General features: G+C 41.2%; 30 protein-coding genes. 27 read left to right on the forward strand and 3 right to left on the reverse strand.

The window, feature by feature from the left end; translation table 11 throughout:
* Window positions 1–112: 112 nt before the first annotated feature.
* Genes J6836_RS00620 through J6836_RS00635 form a run of 4 tightly spaced genes read left to right on the forward strand, consistent with a single transcriptional unit; the run spans window position 113 to window position 1,659 of the window.
* On the forward strand, window positions 113–526 hold the full coding sequence (locus tag J6836_RS00620; protein ID WP_219246000.1) for a putative holin: 414 nt from the start codon (window positions 113–115) through the stop codon (window positions 524–526).
* Window positions 526–828 (forward strand): hypothetical protein, encoded by a 303-nt coding sequence (locus tag J6836_RS23025; RefSeq protein WP_219246001.1) that lies wholly within the window; start codon window positions 526–528, stop codon window positions 826–828. The genes J6836_RS00620 and J6836_RS23025 overlap by 1 nt, the downstream gene beginning before the upstream one ends.
* Window positions 821–1,213 carry a M15 family metallopeptidase gene (locus J6836_RS00630; protein WP_349482615.1) on the forward strand — a complete coding sequence of 131 codons (393 nt, stop codon included), beginning with the start codon at window positions 821–823 and terminating at the stop codon, window positions 1,211–1,213. The genes J6836_RS23025 and J6836_RS00630 overlap by 8 nt, the downstream gene beginning before the upstream one ends.
* Window positions 1,210–1,659, forward strand: a complete 450-nt coding sequence (locus J6836_RS00635) for a lysis protein (RefSeq protein WP_219246003.1) — start codon at window positions 1,210–1,212, stop codon at window positions 1,657–1,659. The genes J6836_RS00630 and J6836_RS00635 overlap by 4 nt, the downstream gene beginning before the upstream one ends.
* Before the next feature lie 58 nt (window positions 1,660–1,717).
* Here J6836_RS00635 and J6836_RS00640 read toward each other — a convergent pair whose 3' ends face one another.
* Window positions 1,718–1,933 (reverse strand): KTSC domain-containing protein, encoded by a 216-nt coding sequence (locus J6836_RS00640; protein WP_219246004.1) that lies wholly within the window; start codon window positions 1,931–1,933, stop codon window positions 1,718–1,720.
* 471 nt (window positions 1,934–2,404) lie between these two features.
* Here J6836_RS00640 and J6836_RS00645 point away from each other — a divergent pair, with 471 nt between their 5' ends.
* The 19 genes from J6836_RS00645 to J6836_RS00735 all read left to right on the forward strand — a co-directional run bounded on the left by J6836_RS00645 (window position 2,405) and on the right by J6836_RS00735 (window position 15,199).
* Window positions 2,405–2,944 (forward strand): Rha family transcriptional regulator, encoded by a 540-nt coding sequence (locus J6836_RS00645; RefSeq protein WP_219246005.1) that lies wholly within the window; start codon window positions 2,405–2,407, stop codon window positions 2,942–2,944.
* A gap of 434 nt (window positions 2,945–3,378) precedes the next feature.
* The gene (locus tag J6836_RS00650) at window positions 3,379–3,636 is read left to right on the forward strand and encodes a DUF2560 family protein (RefSeq protein ID WP_136135533.1); all 258 of its coding nucleotides are present in this window, start codon (window positions 3,379–3,381) and stop codon (window positions 3,634–3,636) included.
* Between the two features lie 54 nt (window positions 3,637–3,690).
* Window positions 3,691–4,293, forward strand: a complete 603-nt coding sequence (locus J6836_RS00655) for a hypothetical protein (protein WP_219246006.1) — start codon at window positions 3,691–3,693, stop codon at window positions 4,291–4,293.
* Between the two features lie 2 nt (window positions 4,294–4,295).
* Window positions 4,296–5,786, forward strand: a complete 1,491-nt coding sequence (locus tag J6836_RS00660) for a terminase (RefSeq protein WP_219246007.1) — start codon at window positions 4,296–4,298, stop codon at window positions 5,784–5,786.
* A gap of 8 nt (window positions 5,787–5,794) precedes the next feature.
* Entirely contained in the window at window positions 5,795–7,162 is a 1,368-nt protein-coding gene (locus tag J6836_RS00665) for a DUF4055 domain-containing protein (RefSeq protein ID WP_219246008.1), read from the forward strand.
* Entirely contained in the window at window positions 7,143–8,252 is a 1,110-nt protein-coding gene (locus J6836_RS00670) for a minor capsid protein (protein WP_219246009.1), read from the forward strand. The genes J6836_RS00665 and J6836_RS00670 overlap by 20 nt, the downstream gene beginning before the upstream one ends.
* 109 nt (window positions 8,253–8,361) lie before the next feature.
* On the forward strand, window positions 8,362–9,171 hold the full coding sequence (locus J6836_RS00675) for a hypothetical protein (RefSeq protein ID WP_255586295.1): 810 nt from the start codon (window positions 8,362–8,364) through the stop codon (window positions 9,169–9,171).
* Between the two features lie 10 nt (window positions 9,172–9,181).
* Window positions 9,182–10,132 carry a major capsid protein gene (locus J6836_RS00680; protein ID WP_219246010.1) on the forward strand — a complete coding sequence of 317 codons (951 nt, stop codon included), beginning with the start codon at window positions 9,182–9,184 and terminating at the stop codon, window positions 10,130–10,132.
* A gap of 41 nt (window positions 10,133–10,173) precedes the next feature.
* Complete coding sequence (locus tag J6836_RS00685; RefSeq protein ID WP_219246011.1) at window positions 10,174–10,380, forward strand: HeH/LEM domain-containing protein; 207 nt, start codon at window positions 10,174–10,176, stop codon at window positions 10,378–10,380.
* Window positions 10,381–10,385: 5 nt separating this feature from the next.
* Complete coding sequence (locus tag J6836_RS00690) at window positions 10,386–10,769, forward strand: hypothetical protein (RefSeq protein ID WP_219246012.1); 384 nt, start codon at window positions 10,386–10,388, stop codon at window positions 10,767–10,769.
* A 1-nt stretch (window position 10,770) separates the two neighbouring features.
* Window positions 10,771–11,148: a glutamate 5-kinase gene (locus J6836_RS00695; RefSeq protein ID WP_219246013.1), complete on the forward strand. Its 378-nt coding sequence runs from the start codon at window positions 10,771–10,773 to the stop codon at window positions 11,146–11,148.
* Window positions 11,148–11,531, forward strand: a complete 384-nt coding sequence (locus tag J6836_RS23030) for a hypothetical protein (RefSeq protein ID WP_219246014.1) — start codon at window positions 11,148–11,150, stop codon at window positions 11,529–11,531. Before J6836_RS00695 ends, J6836_RS23030 begins: the two co-directional genes overlap by 1 nt.
* Window positions 11,528–11,920 carry a phage tail terminator-like protein gene (locus J6836_RS00705; protein ID WP_219246015.1) on the forward strand — a complete coding sequence of 131 codons (393 nt, stop codon included), beginning with the start codon at window positions 11,528–11,530 and terminating at the stop codon, window positions 11,918–11,920. Before J6836_RS23030 ends, J6836_RS00705 begins: the two co-directional genes overlap by 4 nt.
* Window positions 11,921–11,928: 8 nt before the next feature.
* The gene (locus J6836_RS00710) at window positions 11,929–12,861 is read left to right on the forward strand and encodes a phage tail tube protein (protein WP_219246016.1); all 933 of its coding nucleotides are present in this window, start codon (window positions 11,929–11,931) and stop codon (window positions 12,859–12,861) included.
* Between the two features lie 51 nt (window positions 12,862–12,912).
* Window positions 12,913–13,389 carry a hypothetical protein gene (locus J6836_RS00715; RefSeq protein ID WP_219246017.1) on the forward strand — a complete coding sequence of 159 codons (477 nt, stop codon included), beginning with the start codon at window positions 12,913–12,915 and terminating at the stop codon, window positions 13,387–13,389.
* A gap of 3 nt (window positions 13,390–13,392) precedes the next feature.
* The gene (locus J6836_RS00720; protein WP_219246018.1) at window positions 13,393–13,827 is read left to right on the forward strand and encodes a hypothetical protein; all 435 of its coding nucleotides are present in this window, start codon (window positions 13,393–13,395) and stop codon (window positions 13,825–13,827) included.
* An 83-nt stretch (window positions 13,828–13,910) separates the two neighbouring features.
* The gene (locus J6836_RS00725) at window positions 13,911–14,159 is read left to right on the forward strand and encodes a hypothetical protein (protein ID WP_219246019.1); all 249 of its coding nucleotides are present in this window, start codon (window positions 13,911–13,913) and stop codon (window positions 14,157–14,159) included.
* Window positions 14,160–14,264: 105 nt separating this feature from the next.
* Window positions 14,265–14,591: a hypothetical protein gene (locus J6836_RS00730; protein WP_219246020.1), complete on the forward strand. Its 327-nt coding sequence runs from the start codon at window positions 14,265–14,267 to the stop codon at window positions 14,589–14,591.
* A 95-nt stretch (window positions 14,592–14,686) separates the two neighbouring features.
* Entirely contained in the window at window positions 14,687–15,199 is a 513-nt protein-coding gene (locus tag J6836_RS00735; RefSeq protein WP_219246021.1) for a hypothetical protein, read from the forward strand.
* Between the two features lie 64 nt (window positions 15,200–15,263).
* Here J6836_RS00735 and J6836_RS00740 read toward each other — a convergent pair whose 3' ends face one another.
* Window positions 15,264–16,241 carry an ORF6N domain-containing protein gene (locus tag J6836_RS00740; RefSeq protein WP_219246022.1) on the reverse strand — a complete coding sequence of 326 codons (978 nt, stop codon included), beginning with the start codon at window positions 16,239–16,241 and terminating at the stop codon, window positions 15,264–15,266.
* A gap of 70 nt (window positions 16,242–16,311) precedes the next feature.
* A complete protein-coding gene (locus tag J6836_RS00745; RefSeq protein ID WP_219246023.1) occupies window positions 16,312–16,470 on the reverse strand; it encodes an Arc family DNA-binding protein in 159 nt (52 codons plus the stop codon).
* A 113-nt stretch (window positions 16,471–16,583) separates the two neighbouring features.
* On the opposite strand from J6836_RS00745, the gene J6836_RS00750 reads away from it, so the two are divergent.
* From J6836_RS00750 to J6836_RS00765, 4 genes are all read left to right on the forward strand, one after another.
* The gene (locus J6836_RS00750; RefSeq protein ID WP_131679895.1) at window positions 16,584–16,829 is read left to right on the forward strand and encodes an Arc family DNA-binding protein; all 246 of its coding nucleotides are present in this window, start codon (window positions 16,584–16,586) and stop codon (window positions 16,827–16,829) included.
* Window positions 16,830–16,878: 49 nt separating this feature from the next.
* Window positions 16,879–18,618, forward strand: coding sequence for an AAA family ATPase (locus J6836_RS00755; protein WP_219246024.1), 1,740 nt, complete (start codon window positions 16,879–16,881; stop codon window positions 18,616–18,618).
* A 66-nt stretch (window positions 18,619–18,684) separates the two neighbouring features.
* Window positions 18,685–19,545: a DNA adenine methylase gene (locus J6836_RS00760; RefSeq protein ID WP_219246025.1), complete on the forward strand. Its 861-nt coding sequence runs from the start codon at window positions 18,685–18,687 to the stop codon at window positions 19,543–19,545.
* A gap of 100 nt (window positions 19,546–19,645) precedes the next feature.
* Window positions 19,646–20,149 carry a hypothetical protein gene (locus J6836_RS00765; protein ID WP_219246026.1) on the forward strand — a complete coding sequence of 168 codons (504 nt, stop codon included), beginning with the start codon at window positions 19,646–19,648 and terminating at the stop codon, window positions 20,147–20,149.
* Window positions 20,150–20,195 lie beyond the last annotated feature (46 nt).

Raw genomic sequence — 20,195 nt, forward strand, 5'->3', positions numbered from 1 at the left:
CACTAACAAGATGGTCACTCATACGCCGCCACAGAATTCTAATCACACACACTTAATTGACGCATAGAGATTGTGCGCGGCTATCTATTAACTCAAAGAGAATAAAAATCACATGAGCACAACAACAAGTATCATCCTTGGTGCTACTGGCGGTGGTGCTGTAGGAGGCCTGCTTGTTGGGGTTGATTATGACGTGATACTAGGTGCGATTATTGGCGCGTCAGCTTCGGTAATTGCTTCCAAGGATAATAACAGACGTAAGATTTTCCATTTTATTTTAGCCTTCGGTGCTGGAGTTTTAATTGCTAAAGAAGCTTCTGAGTTTATTGCTCAAGTATGGAAGTGGGATGTAAGTCCAAAGATAACAGCAATAGCGATTTCGGCACTATTGATACCAATTCTTATTATTGTTGCCAATAAAGATAATTTGATAAAGCTGTTTAGTCGAATCTTACTTTCTATTGATAAAAACTTCAGTTCCATCACCCAGGCAATTAAAGATTGGCGAAATAAAGGGGGTGGATAATGGACGCTCTCTTTAATTATTTTCACTCGCTAACAGACCAAGATATTTTAAATCACATCAATATCGTGCTCATTGCTTCGATGGCGATTCGAATGGCTTTGCATGAATACAAGCTCACCCGAGATTCGGTAGTGGGGACCATCTTCATTATTTTATGCGTATGTAAAATATGGGAGTTACTTCCTCCTTATCGGTCAACAGCGGGCATATCAAGCATAGCGAGCAACCTGTTTTTATGCCTTCTTGTTTATAAGCATAAAGGCAATATCGTGAACATATTTAGGAAGGTGGATGATGAGTAACTTCAAATTCAGCCAAAGAAGCGAAAATAACCTTAATGGCGTTAACCCTGACTTAGTGAAAGTTATTCGTCGCACTCTGGAAATAACACCGGTCGATTTCATTGTTATTGAAGGTCTGCGAACTCAAGAGCGACAAAAGCAATTGGTTGCAGAAAAGAAATCACAAACTATGCACAGTCGTCACTTAACAGGTCATGCAGTAGACATTATCCCCGTGAATACTAAATGGCAGATTGATGAGTTTAAGCCGCTATTGAAAGCAGTTAAGCAAGCCGCTGATGAGCTAGGTGTTAAATTGCGCTTTGGTATCAACTGGAAGAATGACCCGTCACTACCAATTGAAACTAAGTTCATTGATGCGCCTCATGTTGAGATTCCAGCATGACAACGCTAACTAAAGTCTTGACTGGTGCTTGCGCTATCCTAGCTTTCTGGCTTTGGTGGGTAATGGGTAGTTACGGTGACCTGAAAGGTGATTACTCAACATTGAAGGATAAATTCAGCGAGCAAGTGGCTATCATCGCAGACTATGAAAAGCGCATCAACTCCCTTCACGAACTCGACACCAAACACACAACGGAACTCACAAATGCAAAAGCTGAAATTGACCAGTTGCGTTTTGATGTTAGCAATGGCACTAAGCGCCTGCGGGTCAAAGCCGAATGTCCAAGCTCCGAAAACAGTTCCACCTCCAGCGTGGATGCTAGCAGACCCGCCACCTTGGCGAGAGACGCTGAGCAAGATTATTTCGATCTCCTTAAACAGCTTGAAACTCTCGAAAAGCAATACCTTGGTTTAAGGGATTGGTACTTTGCGGAGTGCAAGCGCTAACCGATAAGAAAGATATTCGAGAAATCGAAAAAGCGAGGATTCCCCCGCTTTAACTTAATCATCCAACCTTGCGATAAGGGTAGCCAGCCTTTTTGATATGCGCATCAAAATACTGACCTTTGGATGGGGCGCTCATTAATCCGCTATGAATATGAGCAGGTACATTTAAATACTGATAAATGCCACTGCTGTGAAATGCAATTTCTAACACATGAGTGGCTGGGTCATAACCAACTGATTGAAGGTTTGAAGATGAAACAGGAACACGATTCAATTTCTAAATCTCCTATTAACGGGAAAAGTCCCGAGGAAATATTAGAACATTTTAATAAATATAACTTCGTTGACGGTCACGGACACCGACTAGAGTTCTGTCAGGACTTCATTGATCTTGTGACTCTTGCCACAAAGTTAAATAAATCTTAACTCTCGACAAGAAAGCAATACGGGAAATTGAACAACAACGAGCCTCCAATTAGGGGGCTTTTTAATGGCTTCTTCGCACTTAAGTGAGGTGGTCCATATCTTGCTGACGGGTAAGCCGTAAGTGACCAAAGTAACGTAGTGATACGTGATGATGGTTGCGAACTCTACGCATTTCACTGCTCATTCACAGAGCAATTCTAAAACGTCGAATCCAATCACTTTGATATGAGCCTTCGAGGAAGTCAGTTATAGCTGGCGAGCTTCGACGGGCTGATTTTCTATGTGAACGAGGGTTCATTTCAAATGTAGGTAATACGTTATGACTAATTTAATGGTAGTTAATGGTATTGATTTTCGTGAGCTTGTATTTCTAAGTGGCTCAAATGCAGAAACAGATACATTCAAGGTGGCTTTAGCATTTAAGAAAAGTCACAAGGATGTATTGAGAAAGGCAAGGTCAGTAATTAGGTCGTGCTCGCCTAGTTTTGCAGAGCGCAATTTTACGCTTTGCCATGAAAACAACAACTTACAGAATGGCAAGCCCCAGCCATTTTACAAGATGACTCGTGACGGCTGGATGATGTTAGTAATGGGCTTTACTGGAGATGAAGCTGTAAAGCTTAAAGAAGCATTCATCAATGCATTTAACTGGATGGCTGATGTTATTACCAAAAATATCCGCACCATGGAACAAGAGAGAAACGAAGTAATTCTTGAGTTCATGAAAGAGAAGGATGTGGCTAGCATGTCAGGTCGATTACTAAATCGATGGGGTAGGGTTAAAAAACCACAACTTCTTAATCGTATCGCTGAGATTGAAGAAAAAGGCCAGTTACGATTGCCTGAATTTAACGCATAAGGATATCACCATGAAAATAAATACAAGTGGACTAACAACAGGTCAATCTTTCTGCATCATCGCAGCCCTATCAGTAAGCTTCTTCGTGTCATGGTGCTTGCCGCATATTTGGAATTGGTTTGCTGATTCAGCAGGGTTCGATTTGACAATAAGCATCAATTGGGGAACCGTTGTTGGATTATCAGTAATTCTATGGGTTCTCAAGTCTATATTTGGCAAGAAGGAATAGGTCGCTCAGCGACCTTTTTTATTGGCAACAAAAAAGCCGCCAAGGAACTAGGCGGCAAAGCTTGGAGTAGTACTATGAAAGATACCATGTAGGAGGCAGTAATGCTTGGAATTGCTTATGGCTTTACAAGAATACAAATCAAATGCGTAACAATCAAGTAACCATTTGTTTCTAAATGGTAATATTCTCTAACAGCGAGTAAATCATGACTGAATTAGAATCACATCAAAAAATCCGCTTAGGCTTACTTAAACTAACAGGCAATAACACCGCAGCTACCGCAAAGGCAATTAAACTCATCAAGGATGACCCACTTGAGTATGAGTTATTTTTCCAACTGTGGAGTAATAACAACGGTAACTTTGATAACGGCAGCGTTGATACATTAACGAAAGTTGATTCCGTTTATCAACGAGTGCAGGAAACAAAGAAAACGTTATTCAACGATGAGGTAGCAGAATAACCAATCACAAAGCTCATCAAGGTGGGCTTTTTAATTTGTTATGAGGATGTGAATATGGCTAAAAGACCAGATTGGGAGGCCATCGAGTCGGCTTACCGAGCTGGCGTGATGTCACTTCGAGAAATAGCTTCACAGCATGGCATATCTGAAGGAGCTATACGCAAAAGAGCAAAGAAGGATGATTGGTCGCGAGACCTTAACGCAAAAATAAAATCCCGTGCAGATGATTTGGTACGCAAAGAGGAAGTACGCAAGCAGGTACGCAGCGAAACCGTACTTTCAGAGCGCGTACTTATTGAGGCAACCGCCGAAGTCATCGCTAGTGTTCGCATGGAACACAGGGGCGATATTCGAAGGGCTAGAGAGCTAACCAATAACTTATTTGATGAGCTATCAGCTGAATGTGCCGATGTGCCAGCTTTAAGTAAATTGGGGGAGCTAATGTTTAGTCCTGATGATAACGGGCGCGATAAGCTAAATGAAATTTACAACTCAATCATTTCTCTCCCTGAACGCGTTAAGTCAGTCAAAGCATTAAGCGAAACGCTTAAAAATCTAGTTGGCCTTGAGCGTCAAGCTTACGGGCTAGATGACGTACAACCGAATAAGACAGCTAGCCAGCTATCAGAACTAATGGACGACTTATCTAAGGAATAATCATGAAGCCAGAACATCTTGCACTATTGAGAGATAAGCTCTGGCGATTGAATCATCTTTACTGGATCACCAACAAAGAAGGTAAGCCAGTTCGATTTAAAATGACGCCTGAGCAGCTTGAATACTTTGAAGGGATGCACACAAGAAACATTATCTTAAAGGCTCGTCAGCTTGGTTTCACGACTGAGGTTTGCATTATCCAATTAGATGCAGCGTTATTTGAGGCGGCTAAATGTGCATTGATAGCCCATACGCTTAATGATGCTAAGCGGCTATTCAGGGAAAAGATAAAGTATGCCTATGAAAAGCTACCTGATGAAATTAAAGCAGCAAATCCAGCAAGCAATGACGCGGCTGGTGAATTGGTTTTTAGTAAAGGTGGGTCGCTTTATATCAGCACGTCATTTCGTGGCGGTACACTCCGATATTTACATGTATCTGAGTTCGGCAAGATATGCGCCAAGTATCCAGAGAAAGCCCGAGAGATTGTTACTGGCGCGTTTGAGGCAGTATCAAGCGATTGTTTCACGACGATTGAAAGTACAGCGGAAGGTCGAGCAGGTTATTTTTACGATTACTGCCAGTCTGCTGAGAAAGCGCAAATTCAGAGTAAGACTCTCTCTAACCTAGACTGGAAATTCTTTTTCTTCTCATGGTGGAAGAATCCCGAATATGCCATTGACCCTGTTGAGCAATTACCACAGCGGCTAGTTGATTACTTCGATGAGATAGCCAGTAAGCACGGCGTTCAATTAAATGAGCGTCAGAAAGCTTGGTACTACGCCAAAGAGAAAACACTTGGCGACGATATGAAGCGAGAATACCCGTCAATACCGTCTGAAGCATTTCAGCAATCTGTTGAAGGTGCGTATTACGCCAAGCAATTTCGCTTCCTGTACGAAAATAAACGCATTGGCACACTTCCTGATAATTCACATTTACCAGTACATACCTATTGGGATATCGGTGTTGGTGACTCCACGGCTATTTGGTTTATTCGTGAGGTCGGTGAAGAGTTCCACGTTATCGATCACTACTCAAATAGCGGCGAAGGTCTGCGGCACTATATGAAAGCGCTGAAAGACAGAGGTTATACCTACGCTAGTCACAATGGCCCGCATGATATTGAGAATAGGGAATTCGGCTCTGATGCTAAATCACGGAAAGAATTAGCGCGTGAAGGGTATGAAATTGACGGACAGGTTTACTCAATTCGATTTAATGTCGTGCCGAGAGTATCTATCGATGAGGGTATTGAGGCAGTACGTGAAATTCTCCCTCATTGTGCTTTTGATGAGCATAAATGCGGCGAAGGCATCGCACACCTTGAAGCCTATCGTAAAGAGTGGGACGACAAAAAGGGATGTTGGAAAGATAAGCCACTTCATGACTACACATCACATGACGCTGACGGGTTCCGTTACTTTGCAGTAAGCAGACGGAATGTTAAGGCTAGAGCATTCAAACGTAAACGCATTGCTGGCATGGCATAAGGTGAAATATGGCAGTTACAGATAAACATCCGCAATATATTGCGGCTAAAAATAGCTGGCAAATTATGCAAGATGCTATTGCTGGCGAAGAAAAGATAAAACAATCAGGTGAAACTTACTTGCCTAAATCGGCTGGAATGGTTGAGGCTGAAAAGCTTGGCGATAGTGCTAAGAAAATTTACGAAGGTTATATTAATAGGGCGCAATATCCTCTATTTGTTCAAGATTCGCTTAGAACAATGATTGGGTTAGTCTCTAAGTTAACGCCTGAAATCAGCATCCCGAACAAGCAACTACAAGGTTTAGAAGAAAACGCAACTAGTGACGGTTTTGGATTAAAGCAATTGTTCATCCGTGTTGTGCTTAACCTTCTCGAGTATGGGCGTTGTGGGTTGCTCATCGATGTTGACCAGAAAGGCATCCCATATTTCGCATTGTATGATGCGTTATCAATCACAAACTGGAAAGAAAACAGTGTCGGCGGGCGTAAAGATTTAAACCTCGTTGTACTAGAAGAGCAATTCAGTAATAGCGAAGATAAATTCGGGCATGATACTAAGACGGTTTACCGTGTTCTAGAGCTGGTTGATGGTAAGTTGGTTGTTAGCCTTTATGATGGTGATTCTATTGAGGATCGAACACCAAGTTTGGGTCGGGATTTATTAACCTTCACACCGTTTATTTTTTGTGGGACTACTGATAACGCCTCTGATGTTGGCACAATTCCATTGTTAACAATGGCTAAGTCGGCATTGAAATCATACCAATTGAGCGCCGATTATTATCAATCTCTGCATCATACCGCCCATCCTCAGCCGTGGGTCTCTAATTTAAGCGATGGTGACGATATTACTGTCACTGGAGTGATGGCGGCGTGGTTATTGCCTAAAGACTCTCAGTGCGGTTACTTGGAAATTACAGGCGTAGGCATTGATAAAACCAAAGCCGAAATGGACACCCAGAAAAGCGCGGCTTTAGAGTCTGGCGCTAAAGTTATCGACACAAGGGATCAAGAGTCAGGTGAAGCAAGGAGAGCAAGACAAGACGATCAGCACGCAAGCTTGCACAGTATTGTCACTTGTGCCGCTGAGGCTATTGAGCAAGGTATCAAGTACATGGCTCAGTGGCTAAAGCTTCCATCTGATGATTACGTATTCACCGTGAAGCCTGATTTTAATAACTCGACGTATGATATAGAGCTGGCTAAGCAACTTTATGAGGGTGCTCTTGCTGGCAAAAACTCATTCCAAACTTACTGGGAATATATTGGTACTGGGAAATTGCCAGATATTGACTATAAGGATGAATTGCTGCGAGTCGAGGCAGAGAATGACGGTACAGTGAGAGAGGTCACTTATGAGCGAGAAGAAACTTAATTTAGCATTTCTAGATGCAATTACTCGCCACCAAGCTTACCTATACCGCGCATCATCCCAAAATATCAATGAAATACTCCGTGAGTTTAATATCGTGTCAGGCGACATGCTTAACCAGTTGCGTGATTACCTAGATAGCTTAAGTAGTTCCGAGCTTATAGCATTAAACGGTGGGAAATATACCACGCCTGAGCTAAGGAGTATTCGTGACCTGATTAGCAGTTGGCGTGACTCTGTACATTCAGAGATTCAGCAAGGCGCATCAGCTGGCGCAGCCACATTGTCAGCTTATGAAGTGGGTTATACCGCATCACTGGCAGGTGAGCAGCTAACTAAAGCGATATCAGGCGAAAGGCTTTATTCTAAAGCTAAAAATATTCCTATGTCGGGTGGCGCTCTTGTTGATGAGTTGTTTTCAAAAATAGCCGATGAAGCAAAGCAACGCGTTGAGTATGCGATCCGAAGTGGAATAACAAGCGGAGACACGACTCAGCAGATTGTACAGCGCATTAAAGGCACTAAACGCCTCAACTATCAGGACGGAATATTAAACGCTACACGCAGCGCTATAGAGCGCGATGTTAGAACAATACGAAGTCATGTAAGTAATCAGGTTGTTGAAGATACTTTTATTCAACTTGGCTACGATTACCTAAAAGTCGTCGCAACATTAGACGGCAGAACAAGCAAGGTGTGCGCTTCTAAAGATGGTGAAGTTTATCATCACAGCGATTCATTCTCTCGCCCGCCATATCACCCTAACTGTCGTACTATCTTAGTAGGTTGTGATAAAGACGGTAACTTAATCGGCAGACGACCATTTGTAGCAGACACAAGGCCAGTGAGCAAAATACCCAAAGATGATCGCGCTGGAATAATCGGGCAGGTTAATTCCAATACGGATTATTCATCATGGTTCGGAAATCAGTCCGCTGGCTTTCAAAAAGAGTGGCTGGGTAAGAATCGTTATGAACTATACAAAAAAGGCGGTTATGACATTGACCGATTTGTTGATCCACAAGGCAAGATGTACACACTCAACCAATTAAAACTACTGGATAAGCAGACGTTCGAAGAACTCGGATTATAACAGTATTCAATCTATAAGGTCACTTTGGTGGCCTTTTTTATTACCTAAATTCGGCTTAGGGCTGAGTTAATTCAACGCGCTAGGCGCATCAAATCCCAAGGGGAACAATATGTTATTTATGAATATAAACCGCAAATATTACTCACAGGTTGTCGATGGTGGAGAAGGTGGCGGCTCGGGCGGAACAACTATCACACCTGAAATGCAGGCCATTATCGATAAGGCTGTCAGTGAGCAAGTTGCAGGCTTAAAGTCTAAGCGCGATGAATTGCTTGGCACAAATAAGGGGCTAAAAGATGAATTGGATTCGCTAAAAACCCAGCTTGGCGGCATCGACATTGCAGCAGTGAAAGACTTGCTATCTAAAGCGAATATGGATGAGGAATCTAAATTAATTGCCGAGGGTAAATTAGATGAAGTCATTCAAAAGCGCACTGAACGCTTACGTGCCGATTATGACGGCAAGCTCGCAGCCGAAAAAGAGCGAGCTGACAAAGCTGAAAGCCACGCTAACAAATTTCGTCAGTCCGTAGTTAAAGGCCAGATTGTTCAGGCAGCTATTGAGAGTGGCGTATTGAAAGAGGCCACGGGAGATATCGCGTTCTTGGCTCAGTCTCAATTTTCTCTGGATGACAACGGCAATGCTGTAGCACTCGATGAAAATGGCGAAGTCATTATTGGTAAAGACGGGAAAACTCCACTTACTCCAAAGGAGTGGGTTGAAACTATCCGTGAAAGCAAACCGTACTTCTGGCCTGTGGCTCAAGGCTCTGGCGCTCAGGGTAATGAAAAAGGGAAAGGTGCTATTGATGTTACTAACCCTGACGGTTCTCTCAATCTGACTAAATTAGCAGGTCTGAAACAAACAAATCCGCAGCAATATAAAGAGATTGCTGCTAAACACAATTTAAAAATTTAAGGGCTTATAGATGGCTGATACTAAAATTTCCGATGTAATTGTACCTGAGCTATTTACTCAGTACGTGATTAATAAAACCGCTGAGAAATCGGCATTATGGAGTTCTGGCGTTGTTGGTGAGTTGGATGTTGATATTGCATTCGGCTCTAAAGGTGGTACGACAGCGAACTTGCCATTCTGGAATGACCTAAGTGGTGATTCAGAGGTGCTTTCTGACTCTGGAGCATTAACTGTCAACGCCATTACAGCAGCGCAGGACTTAGCAATTTTACATGCTCGCGGTAAGGCTTGGGGTGTGAATGATTTAGCTAAAGCGCTTTCTGGTGATGATCCAATGGGGGCGATTGCAGATTTAGCCGCTGATTATTGGGCGCGAGAAATGCAGAAAATGACACTAGGCACTCTTAAGGGGGTGTTTGGCGCTACAAGCATGGCCGACAATATGTCAGATATTTCATCAGGAACTGGCGCTGATGCGGTAATTTCTGGTGCTTCTTTTGTTGATGCGGCTTATAAATTGGGCGACTCAGTCGATAAATTGACCGCTGTGGCCATGCACTCAGCAACGATGGCGAAGTTAGCTAAAGATGGTCTAATCGAAACTATCCGTGATGCTGATGGCGTGATTGTGTATCGCACTTTTATGGATAAGCGAGTCATTGTTGATGATGGCATGCCGAATACCTCGGGAGTGTATACCACCTACTTATTTGGGGCTGGCGCAATTGGTTTCCAAGATGTTGGCGCTCCTGTTGGCGTTGAAACAGACCGTGACTCATTAGCAGGTACGGATATCTTAATTAACCGCCGTCATTTTGTTCTACATCCACGTGGCGTGAAATGGGCTGGCGCGGCAGGTATCGCCCCTGCTAATGCTGGGCTTGCTGTCGGCACAAACTGGGAGCGTGTGTACGAGACTAAGCAAATTCGTTTAGTTGCTTTCAATCACAAGCTGGCGTAATCAAGTGCAGGGCTTCGGCTCTGCTTTTTTTCGAGGTAATTATGGGATTAGCATCATTCAACCGAATGCGAAGAGAGGCGGCTGCAAAACTTACTCAATCTGGAAGCGATAAGGCAGATGAGGGGCAAGAAGGTCAAGATTATAGCCAACTTAAAGCTGATGAGCTCAAGGCTATTCTTACTGAGAAAGGCATTAAGTTTGACGCGAAGGCAAAAAAAGCTGACTTACTCGCACTTATTCAGGGGTAATCGCAATGAGCTTTATTACTGAACAAGAAGCAGAACAGGAACTAGGTGAGACTTGGGCTAGCCAAACGGAAAGTGATAAGGCTCGGCTATTGGCTCAAAGTGAAGCGTATTTAATCGCAAGAAGCGTTAAGCCGTATAATGACACAGATGATGTGCCAGTGGCATTAAAACTGGCTTCATACGAGATTATTAAAGGGATTATCAATAAGCAACTGTACCAAGGTCAATCTCAGGAGCTTAAGGCTAAAACCGTAAAAGGTGGCTCTGTTGAGGTAAGTAAAACTTATCAAGATGGTAGTTATGAACTGAATGCAACTGAGCAATACATTCTAGACCTCATAAAACCGTACTCAAAGCGCCTTAGCGTTGTTTTTTTGAAGAAGGTGTAATATGAGGTCAGAAATACAGAAAGAGCTAGCAGAGGCATTTGATAGCGATTTAGCTGATGCGGTAAAAGCGTTTACTGGCTCGTATGTTATCGAGGGTGATGATTGGGATCCGGTTACTGAAACGGGGAATGATACTATTGTCGAATATACAGGTCGTGGCATTTTAGACAATTACAACTTACAAACAATGGGGTTTGGTCGTGTTGATGAGATAAATGTTCTAGCTGGTGACGTGTTACTTATTGCATTAACAAATGAGATAACAGATACGCCATCAATAGGTCATCACATCACTGTAAACGGACAAAAATACAGTGTTATTTCAATACAGGAAGATCCCGTAGGTGCTCATTACGATATTCAATTACGGAGGATGTGATGGCAAAAGGTTGGAATACGCCGCCTAGTCATTTTGTCCGTATTGTTTCTGATGATGTCGGTACTGAGATGAAGCGAACGGCAGGGGCAATGCTACAAGCTGTCATTCTTAAATCGCCACTTGATAAGGGGACGTTTCGAGGTAATCACAGAGTTAGTGAAGGTTCAGCTGATAATCAGTATGACGAAAATATCAAAGACAAAGCAGGGAATGAGACGTTAAGGATCGGCGTAGCGGCAATCGCTAAATCTAAGCCATTCACCATTCTTTGTATTCAAAATAACCTGCCATATGGTATAGCGCTTGAAAATGGCTATTCAGATCAAGCTACTGACGGTGTTTACGCGCCATCATTTCATAAGGTAATTCAAAGTAGACGATGACACTGACGGAAATTAGAAATGCCGTCATCACCAGAGTAACCACCCAAACCGCCATTCCTAAATCTGATATTCGTTATCCAAACGAAAAGACGTTTGACACCAAAAACAAAACTCTTTGGGCTGAATTAACGGCAACTTCTAGCATGGGCGGAGCTATAGAAATCGGCAATGGTGCTGTTGTTCAACGCGGGGGTCTTGTTGTGATTCGACTGTATTCAGCGTTAGGTAAAGGCACTAAAGTAATCTACGAAACAGCGGATAAATTGCGAGAGCTTTTTGAGTTTAAAACTGATGGCTCACTGGATTATTTCGCAGTTGACTTGGTTGATGGTGGTGAGGTTAACGGCTTTTATCAAATGAATTTACACATTCCATATCGCGCACTATAGGAGGCTAAATGTCATCAGGTGCAAAAACGGTCACGGCTTTTATCCGTGAAATTACAACGGGGGTCACTCCAACAAGTGGCGTCTGGGATTTATTAACACGAACAAGTTATGGGGTAAAGCCCACACAGAACACTTCCGATAATGACGAAATCGGCGGTACTCGCATGGCGCAAGGCAAATCGTTAACGACTGTCGATGTTGGCGGTGATGTGGGGGCTAAATTTCGCTATGGTCAACATGATGCCTTCTTAGCATCTTGCTTTGGTGCGGAGTGGGTAGGCAATGCGCTTACAATGGGTGATTCACGCATCACCTTCTCATTAGCTACCTTTGCATCCGACATCGGGGTGTCTTCAATTTCACGAGGCTGTCAGGTTGGCTCAATGCAAATTGAAACGCCAGCGGATGGAGACGTTACTGTAACGGTGACTTTTGCTGGATTGGATTTTGAATCGAAAGGCGACGGCACGAAATACCACACTGAGCCTGTCGATAATGCAGGTAAGTTACGTTACAGCTTTAAGGAAGTTACCAACCTCAAGCTCAACGATATTCAAGGCGGTAATGGTTTCTGCGTTGACTCGTTCAGTTTGAGTTTTGACAACAATATGCAGACCCAGCGCTGTATTGGTACAGGAACACCATTTGCTGGCGCAAACATTCCTACAACTTTCACACCATCAGGCAGTATTACGCTCTCTTGGTCTAAAGCCGCATGGGAAATTTGGAAGAAAACACTAACAGGCGAAACTATCCCCTTTGAGTTTACACTTCAAAATGCTGAGGGTGGTTACACGTTTTCATTCCCTGCGGTGCAAGTTGATGGTGACTGGCCTGATGGTGGCAATACTGACATTATTCAGGTTCAGTTAAATATTACAGCGGCAGACACGCCACCAACAATTACACGGATACCACCAGTTATTGACGATGGTGAGTAGTTAACTTTATAGCCCGTTGATTCGGGCTTTTTTATAACCAAAGGAAAGGTAATGACAACTATTGCATGGGATGGAGCGACGCTTGCTGCAGATAGCCAATCTCAAGTTGGCAGCATGATAGTAAATTTAAAAGAGCAAAAAATATTTAAGGCGGGCAATGAGCATCCGTTAAAGATTAATGGGCGGAGGATACAAGTTATAGGCATTTGCGGCGATATGTCTGCAAAGGATGAAATCTGGCAAACATTGTCATCAGGGGTTAATTTTGGCACTGCGTTTAATGAATTATCTGATTTTTCTATTATTGCGATTGATTTTGACGGTAAGGCGTTCGTAGTTAGTAAAAATAAAGATGAAAAACATGCATACGTTTATGAGACAGAGGCTCCATTAGCAATTGGCTCAGGTGACTCCTTTGCTATGGGGGCAATGAAAAGTGGTAAGTCAGCAGAAGAGGCTGTAAAAGTGGCTATATCATTAGATGTATATAGTGGCGGTGATGTTAATTCTTATAAAATATTGAGGTAGTAAATGATTATTCTAAATACTGATTCAAAGCTGGAAGCTGTTAAATGGATTGAGCCAATGAGCGGATTAAAGCTACTTATCGGCTCGATTGAAAACGAACACTACCGCACAACTAGCGCAACAATCTACCGTCATATCGACAGATTAGATAACAAAATGAATGTGGGTACGCCAGAATTTGATTTAACGAAAATCGATGTTACCCAAACGCCTGATGATTTATTGATGGCAACAACAGCCCGTTATCTATTGAAAGGCTGGGAAGGTGTTGGTGAGTTAAACCAAAGTGGCGAACAGGTTGCCATTGAGTACACACCTGAGCGCGGCGCTATGCTGCTAAAACAGAATCCAGAGCTTTACTGGAAAATCCTCAATGCCGCGATTGAGTTAGGCAAAGAAGAATCTGAGCATGTGGCGGAAACGGTAAAAAAGTCATAGAGGCTCAAAAGTGGCTCACTGAGTTTGGCGGGCTACAAGGTGATAAAGCCAAGTGGAAGCGAAAGCAATTAGGGCTTCCCGACATGCCAGCACCTAAATTTGATGGTGTCATTAACGAGCTTTTAATTGCCTACAGTGTTATCGGTCGTAACCGTCGATATGCGGGTATGACCGCCTGTCCATTGCCGTTATATCTCGGAGATATCGAACAATATCTTTCATCAAAACCGACAGCGATAAGCCGTAGAGAGTTTGATGCCGCCATTTTTGCACTTGATGATCTATTCCGAGAAGAATGGATGAAAGAGCAAGAACGGAAGGATAAGGGCTAACCCAAGGATGAGCTTATAATCACAACATGTTGCTTAATTACGGTTTTTTGCTTTGTTTTGTTCTTTACGTTAGTTACCATGACTGAAAAACCAACAGGGGGTAACGTGAAGAAAATCTTATTAAGCACATTTTTTGTATTAGGCTCATTTCTTTTGATGTCTGCAAATGCGGCTATACCAGCACCTGAAGGTACGGGAGATGGTGGCATTTATGAAATGGACGAAATGAAAAAGCTGATATGTGACGATCATAATGATAAACAAAAGTGTGAAATGTTTGTATACATAGCGATGACTGGGGCATATACCTATGGAAAGGTAGCTGCGTCATGCGAAGAGTGGATGAGAAATGGAGGGATCCCTAATGGATTTGAAAGTCGCTGTGGACATGTGAGTAAATTAGATGATTATTTTGATAAAGATCTGGAGTAACTCCACTAACAATAAATAACGATTTGTTCCCAATTGTACCATATAACATATAGGTTATGGTGAAAGGCTTGGCTAAATTAATGTAAGGGATGTGGATGAAAAAAATATTAGTTATAGGCGCGATTGGTTTACTGTTTAACCATAGTGCAATTGCTTCGTCAGCCCCTTTTGGCCTTGAGTGGGGGCAAAGTTTTGAAGATGTTGATAAAGTCGAAGATATTGATTTAAGTAATTGCAAAAGCATGCGTGGGTATAAAGCGTGTGAGATAGATTTTTTCCTAGAGGGTCAAGAACCTTTCATGCCATGGACTAGCACTGCCATGCTGACGTTTAAAAATAACAGGCTAATATCAGTTGTGAATTCATATCCTGTGAGTGAGTTTAAAAAGAGTGATTGCGGTAATATACCTAAAGAAATTAGCTATTTATCAAGTTTAGGTGTTGATACCGCACAATTAACAGAGTTTAAAAAATCCTGCCGTGATTTTGAAAATAAAAGCATGAGGAAAATTATAAAGACAAATTATGGCTCTGTTGAATTTACAGTAACAAAGGTTCCTTTTGCAGGCGTAATTGGTTACACCTCTTATAAACTAGATGACAAATAGAATTTGCACTCTCGCTAAGCTAACATTCGGTGGGAATCTAGCCCGTCCTTGGGCTGGGGGGGGGTTAGGCTGGTAGTTTTGGTGTTAGACTTAATTTAGCCAAGTAGATAGGCCCATCTACATTACCCATTGCACCGCTGACCTGTGATGATATTTCGGGTGAAAATGTTGATAAGAATGGATTGATTTTTTCATACCAAATTTCTTTCAGTATTTTGAAATTACCATAGGCAGCATTAACATTGCTTCTAACTGTCGAATCACAGTAAATATCATCTTTCTTAACCATGACATAACCGCGACTTTCAGCTAAATCAGCAAACACTTTCGGGCTGGTTAATTGCTCGTCGTCTGCTGCTATTTCAGATTTAATAATCGCGCCTTTATCGTCATAGTGGTGAAGTACTCGACAATTAACGAATTGCTCTGTTTGTTTTGGTAAATATTCACCCTCAAGCGCATCAAGAAATGAAATGGCTTGCGGTATCTGTTCAGGTAAAAGCTCGTTGATGTGCTCAACACCGAACTCCTTGTGAACATACTTCCAGATATCAGGGTAAATATTAGCGACACCAGTAGCAATTAAACGCTCGGCTGTCTGACGTAGCGGAGTAAGTTCTTTTGCTGTTGATTGACGAATGCTTATTTTTTGTTGAGCATCTTCTTTCTTAGCAAAATAGAAATCCTCTAGAGCCTCGAATACATCCCATGCGTTATCGGTGTCTAGCATTTTGGCATGACGTGCGGCTCCGCGTTCAGTCCAGAGGGTTAAATGCTTGGCATTTTTAGCACAAGCAACTAAGTTACTTTTAGTAACCTTGTTCTTAAAATCCTTTAGAACTGAACCAGTTAACTTAAAGTAATGCTTACCTTCGATGAACCTTTTTGCATTCCTTGAGAAGTTGGTTTTAATATTTCCAACAACGGTATCGTACAAAGAGGCAATTGTTTCTGTGGTTACAACTGGCACGCCGTTATGAGTGATAACTGGCATTGTTTTTATAGAATTGCTGATGTTGCTGACATTTGATACATTAGTCATAGTTCGTTTCCTCTCGATTCGAGCTAAATTAGAAGCCCTGACTATCGCAAGTAGTTGGGGCTTCGCTGTTTTAAGCACTCAATAAACCATCTTGTATGAGCGTTCGCTTTAATCTCTGAACCATCTCTGAATTCAGAGATCTTCCTTCTTTTTTTGCAATAAGCTTCAAAATTTCTTTGATTTTAGGGTCGATTCTTAACCCTAATGGGGAAACTTCTCTCATCCTCATTTTTTTGCCCTTTGTGTAGCTAAAGTGTAGCCATAAAGCTATCAACTTAAAAGTATTTAGTCAATATTATTTTAGCTACACTGTGATGCTAAATATTGCTGAGGGTAGCTACAATGAAAGGCATGAGAGGCTTAACGCCAATGGGCGTTAGAATACCTGATGATTTAAAAGAAAAAATTCAAAAGAGAGCGCTTAAAAATGGGCGCTCTATGAACTCGGAAATAATAATGATCCTACAGGAAGCTGTAGACGAAGAAAGAAAACCGAAGAACATAGACGAACTAGCCAACTTAGAATCAGATAAGTTCAAAGAGCTATTCATGGAAACCGTCAAGAAGATGTATGAAGAAAAGAAATAAAAATACTTGAAGAGTTCTATCGAATAATGTCCTACGGCAAGGAATACTGATGAAAAAAAATAAAAACCCTACCAGAGTAAATTCTATTGAGGTCGTTAAATTCAGAGGGTTAGAGGATGTAACAATAAACTTTGGTAAGAGAATAACTGCTATTTGTGGCAAAAATGGAACATCTAAGTCAACAATCTTAGGCATTTTGGCTCAGGTTTTTAGTTTTAGAGAGGACGTTTCAGTAGAGCCTTCGGTAAAATTAACCGATTACAAGACGTTAACAGGGAGAGGTTTTAAGTCTGAATTTTCTGAGCACTTTAGAATTTCAGAAAAGCATGACAAGGCTGGAGATATGCAGGTCAAGCTATCCATTTATGATGGTTACACTGGTGTAACTCCATCAAACTTAGAGTTAAGGGCGTATAACTCATCCGATAGGAGTAAAATCAGGACTATTGTTAGAGGTAACACAACGGTTAAAGGTAAAAATGAAAGTAGGAACATGACTCACCCAGTAATATTCCTTAGTCTCAAAAGATTATTACCAATACCTTCTCGAGATAAATATTTAGTCACTGAAAGTGATTTCTATAATGAAAATAAATCTGAGATAGCAGGAATGTATGGAGATTTAACTGGTAAGCGGAAATCAACCATAATTACAGGAACGTCTGGTACGATTAATTCTATGGTCATGCATTCAGATAACTATGATCATGAGTCCGTATCTGTTGGTGAAGATAACATAGGCCAGATAGTTCAAGCTTTATTTTCATTTAGAAATTTAAAAAAAGAGTATTCATCTTATAAAGGTGGTTTGCTTCTGATTGATGAGGCAGATGCTGGTTTGTTCCCAGCAGCCCAAGAAAGCCTAATTAGCAAGCTAGAAAAGGAATGTAAAAATCTTGACTTGCAAGTCGTTTTTACTACGCATTCACCAACTCTTATAGAGGCTCTACACAAAAAAGAACAAGAAGATAGAGAAGGTAACTACAAAGTAATTTATCTAACTGACTCGCATGGAAAATTAGAGGCTAAGGAAGATTACACTTGGGTTAAAATAAATGCTGATCTGCACACTAAATCATTAATTTTAGGTAACAAATTAGCACTTCCTTTGGTGAATGTTTATTTTGAAGATAAGCAAGCTTATCAACTTTACTCGAGCATAGTCAGGAAAAGAAAGATAACAGCTATAACTAAAACAATGAAAAATATATCACTAGGCTGTGATAAATATATAGATTTAATGCTCTGCAAAGTCCCTGAGTTTTCGGAAAAGAGCGTCATTGTTTTAGATGGCGATGTAGCTAAAAACATAAAGGAAAAAAACAAGTCCGTTCTCAAGGGGAAAAATCTTGTTTTGTTACCAACACATTTGGCTCCTGACCAATTATTGTTCGAGTTTTTATATAATTTGCCAGCAAACGATGACTTCTGGACTAACAACCCTTATGAATTCAAAAAGCCAGTTTTTGAAAGGATCGCTGGAGATATAATTAGCAGACTTCAAATCTCTGTTGATGGTGAAATAGATTTACTTGATTATTTAAAAGAAGATAACCCACAAGGAAAGGCTAGACTTAGGGAGATATTCAAAGCATTTAGCACCAATGAGGAAATAGAAAATTTAATATCTGGGCCTATAAAATATAACCCATATGCAGTTTGGGCTAAAAAAAATGCAGATGAAGCTAGTAAATTCATAGACAATATAACCAAAGCATTAAGGTTTGTATTGATTAATGGGCATTATGTCAGTACATCACAGGTTGACTCCTATTTGGATGAAAATTAAAGATTTATTTTTATGGCCATAAAATATTTTTGCTGGTAAGCTATCGTAAAAATAGAGGGAAATGATATGCGTTTTAATACCCCGCTTAGATACCCTGGAGGAAAGGGAAAGCTTACACAGTATTTTAAAGGGATCATTGATAAAAATAACCTCAAGGGCTGCCATTATGCAGAGCCATTCGCAGGAGGCGCTGGCCTTGCGTTGAATTTGTTAGCCCATCAATATGTTGGTCATGTATATCTTAATGATATCAATCCTGCTGTATATGCATTCTGGCACTCTGTGTTACATCGAAATGATGAGTTATGTTCGTTGATAGAAAACACCGATGTCACTATGAGTGAGTGGCATAGACAAAGAGATGTGATGAGTAAATTAGACTCAAGTGATTTGCTTGCTTTGGGATTTTCTGCATTTTTTCTTAACAGAACTAACCGATCAGGTATTTTGCTTGGTGGGGTTATTGGCGGCAAGAAACAAGAGGGTGATTGGAAGTTAGATGCTAGGTTTAACAAAACAAATCTGATTCAAAGAATCAAAGCGATTGGCGATAATGGTGAAAAAGTATCAGTGTATAATCTAGATGCACTGGTGTTTATCGATAGTGTTGTTAAAAAACTTCCAGAAAAATCTCTTACGTATATAGACCCTCCGTATTATGTGAAGGGTGAGGGGTTATATGAAAATCACTATGTGCATGATAATCACGTTGCTATAGCTAATAAAATAACAAATGAAATAAAATCCCCTTGGGTTGTGTCATACGATAATGTAAAGGAAATTTCTGACATGTATGACGGATGTAAAACATTAGACTACGAGTTAACTTATAGCGCCCAAGAGAGAAAAAAGGGTATGGAGCTTATGTTTTTTAGCCGTGATCTTATAACGCCTAAGACGTCAGACCCAGCAAAATACAAACCATAATAACTAGACCTGCTTCGGCAGGTTTTTTTACACCCAATGTTTGCTAGGAATCGCACCACATGCACGCTAATATTCAATCATTGATAATGAAAAGGTATTGATGATGAAAAGAATATTAGCAGTGGCTGCGGTGGTTGCTTTGCTGGCTGGGTGTGACAGCAAACCAGATGCCCCGTTCGGCTTGAAGTGGGGGCAGAGCATGGATAGCGTCAGCTTTATTAAAGATGGTGATTGTGAGAAGAAGCGAGACGAAACAGTTTGTACTTTTGATAATACTCCTCCGTTTAATGAATGGACTTATGAAAACAGACTTAAATTCAAAAGCGAAAAGCTCGTTGAAGTAAGTTCATTTTTTAATGCTGTTGATGATAAAGAATACTTCTGTGTTTTATTGGGAGAAGAAAGTAAATATTTGGCTGGGGTAATTAAAGATGGCGAAAAGCTATTTGATGCTGCAAAAAGCTGCCTTGATATTAAAGTTAAGCCAGATATAACAAGGGACGCTTTTTACGAAAAATTCACCTCCACATATGGAGTGGTCAAAATTTATTTAACACTAGATCCTTATGTTGGAATAATCACATACTCACCACCTGAAAAATAAACCGAATAACTTTTTTAGCTAACAGCCCTGTCATTTGACGGGGCTT

The sequence above is a fragment of the Providencia sp. R33 genome, assembly GCF_019343475.1.
Lineage (GTDB): Bacteria > Pseudomonadota > Gammaproteobacteria > Enterobacterales > Enterobacteriaceae > Providencia.

What these genes read in the sequence shown, in the direction of transcription:
- J6836_RS23030 (WP_219246014.1), top strand. Translation starts at nt 11,148, where the DNA reads ATGGCAAAAGGTTGGAATACGCCGCCTAGTCATTTTGTCCGTATTGTT.
- J6836_RS00740 (WP_219246022.1), bottom strand. Translation starts at nt 16,241, where the DNA reads ATGACTAATGTATCAAATGTCAGCAACATCAGCAATTCTATAAAAACA.
- J6836_RS00705 (WP_219246015.1), top strand. Translation starts at nt 11,528, where the DNA reads ATGACACTGACGGAAATTAGAAATGCCGTCATCACCAGAGTAACCACC.
- J6836_RS00655 (WP_219246006.1), top strand. Translation starts at nt 3,691, where the DNA reads ATGGCTAAAAGACCAGATTGGGAGGCCATCGAGTCGGCTTACCGAGCT.
- J6836_RS00660 (WP_219246007.1), top strand. Translation starts at nt 4,296, where the DNA reads ATGAAGCCAGAACATCTTGCACTATTGAGAGATAAGCTCTGGCGATTG.
- J6836_RS00665 (WP_219246008.1), top strand. Translation starts at nt 5,795, where the DNA reads ATGGCAGTTACAGATAAACATCCGCAATATATTGCGGCTAAAAATAGC.
- J6836_RS00675 (WP_255586295.1), top strand. Translation starts at nt 8,362, where the DNA reads ATGTTATTTATGAATATAAACCGCAAATATTACTCACAGGTTGTCGAT.
- J6836_RS00720 (WP_219246018.1), top strand. Translation starts at nt 13,393, where the DNA reads ATGATTATTCTAAATACTGATTCAAAGCTGGAAGCTGTTAAATGGATT.
- J6836_RS00745 (WP_219246023.1), bottom strand. Translation starts at nt 16,470, where the DNA reads ATGAGGATGAGAGAAGTTTCCCCATTAGGGTTAAGAATCGACCCTAAA.
- J6836_RS00635 (WP_219246003.1), top strand. Translation starts at nt 1,210, where the DNA reads ATGACAACGCTAACTAAAGTCTTGACTGGTGCTTGCGCTATCCTAGCT.
- J6836_RS00710 (WP_219246016.1), top strand. Translation starts at nt 11,929, where the DNA reads ATGTCATCAGGTGCAAAAACGGTCACGGCTTTTATCCGTGAAATTACA.
- J6836_RS00685 (WP_219246011.1), top strand. Translation starts at nt 10,174, where the DNA reads ATGGGATTAGCATCATTCAACCGAATGCGAAGAGAGGCGGCTGCAAAA.
- J6836_RS00760 (WP_219246025.1), top strand. Translation starts at nt 18,685, where the DNA reads ATGCGTTTTAATACCCCGCTTAGATACCCTGGAGGAAAGGGAAAGCTT.
- J6836_RS00645 (WP_219246005.1), top strand. Translation starts at nt 2,405, where the DNA reads ATGACTAATTTAATGGTAGTTAATGGTATTGATTTTCGTGAGCTTGTA.
- J6836_RS00755 (WP_219246024.1), top strand. Translation starts at nt 16,879, where the DNA reads ATGAAAAAAAATAAAAACCCTACCAGAGTAAATTCTATTGAGGTCGTT.
- J6836_RS00650 (WP_136135533.1), top strand. Translation starts at nt 3,379, where the DNA reads ATGACTGAATTAGAATCACATCAAAAAATCCGCTTAGGCTTACTTAAA.
- J6836_RS00680 (WP_219246010.1), top strand. Translation starts at nt 9,182, where the DNA reads ATGGCTGATACTAAAATTTCCGATGTAATTGTACCTGAGCTATTTACT.
- J6836_RS00735 (WP_219246021.1), top strand. Translation starts at nt 14,687, where the DNA reads ATGAAAAAAATATTAGTTATAGGCGCGATTGGTTTACTGTTTAACCAT.
- J6836_RS00765 (WP_219246026.1), top strand. Translation starts at nt 19,646, where the DNA reads ATGATGAAAAGAATATTAGCAGTGGCTGCGGTGGTTGCTTTGCTGGCT.
- J6836_RS00750 (WP_131679895.1), top strand. Translation starts at nt 16,584, where the DNA reads ATGAAAGGCATGAGAGGCTTAACGCCAATGGGCGTTAGAATACCTGAT.
- J6836_RS00620 (WP_219246000.1), top strand. Translation starts at nt 113, where the DNA reads ATGAGCACAACAACAAGTATCATCCTTGGTGCTACTGGCGGTGGTGCT.
- J6836_RS00725 (WP_219246019.1), top strand. Translation starts at nt 13,911, where the DNA reads ATGCCAGCACCTAAATTTGATGGTGTCATTAACGAGCTTTTAATTGCC.
- J6836_RS23025 (WP_219246001.1), top strand. Translation starts at nt 526, where the DNA reads ATGGACGCTCTCTTTAATTATTTTCACTCGCTAACAGACCAAGATATT.
- J6836_RS00695 (WP_219246013.1), top strand. Translation starts at nt 10,771, where the DNA reads ATGAGGTCAGAAATACAGAAAGAGCTAGCAGAGGCATTTGATAGCGAT.
- J6836_RS00630 (WP_349482615.1), top strand. Translation starts at nt 821, where the DNA reads ATGAGTAACTTCAAATTCAGCCAAAGAAGCGAAAATAACCTTAATGGC.
- J6836_RS00715 (WP_219246017.1), top strand. Translation starts at nt 12,913, where the DNA reads ATGACAACTATTGCATGGGATGGAGCGACGCTTGCTGCAGATAGCCAA.
- J6836_RS00690 (WP_219246012.1), top strand. Translation starts at nt 10,386, where the DNA reads ATGAGCTTTATTACTGAACAAGAAGCAGAACAGGAACTAGGTGAGACT.
- J6836_RS00670 (WP_219246009.1), top strand. Translation starts at nt 7,143, where the DNA reads ATGAGCGAGAAGAAACTTAATTTAGCATTTCTAGATGCAATTACTCGC.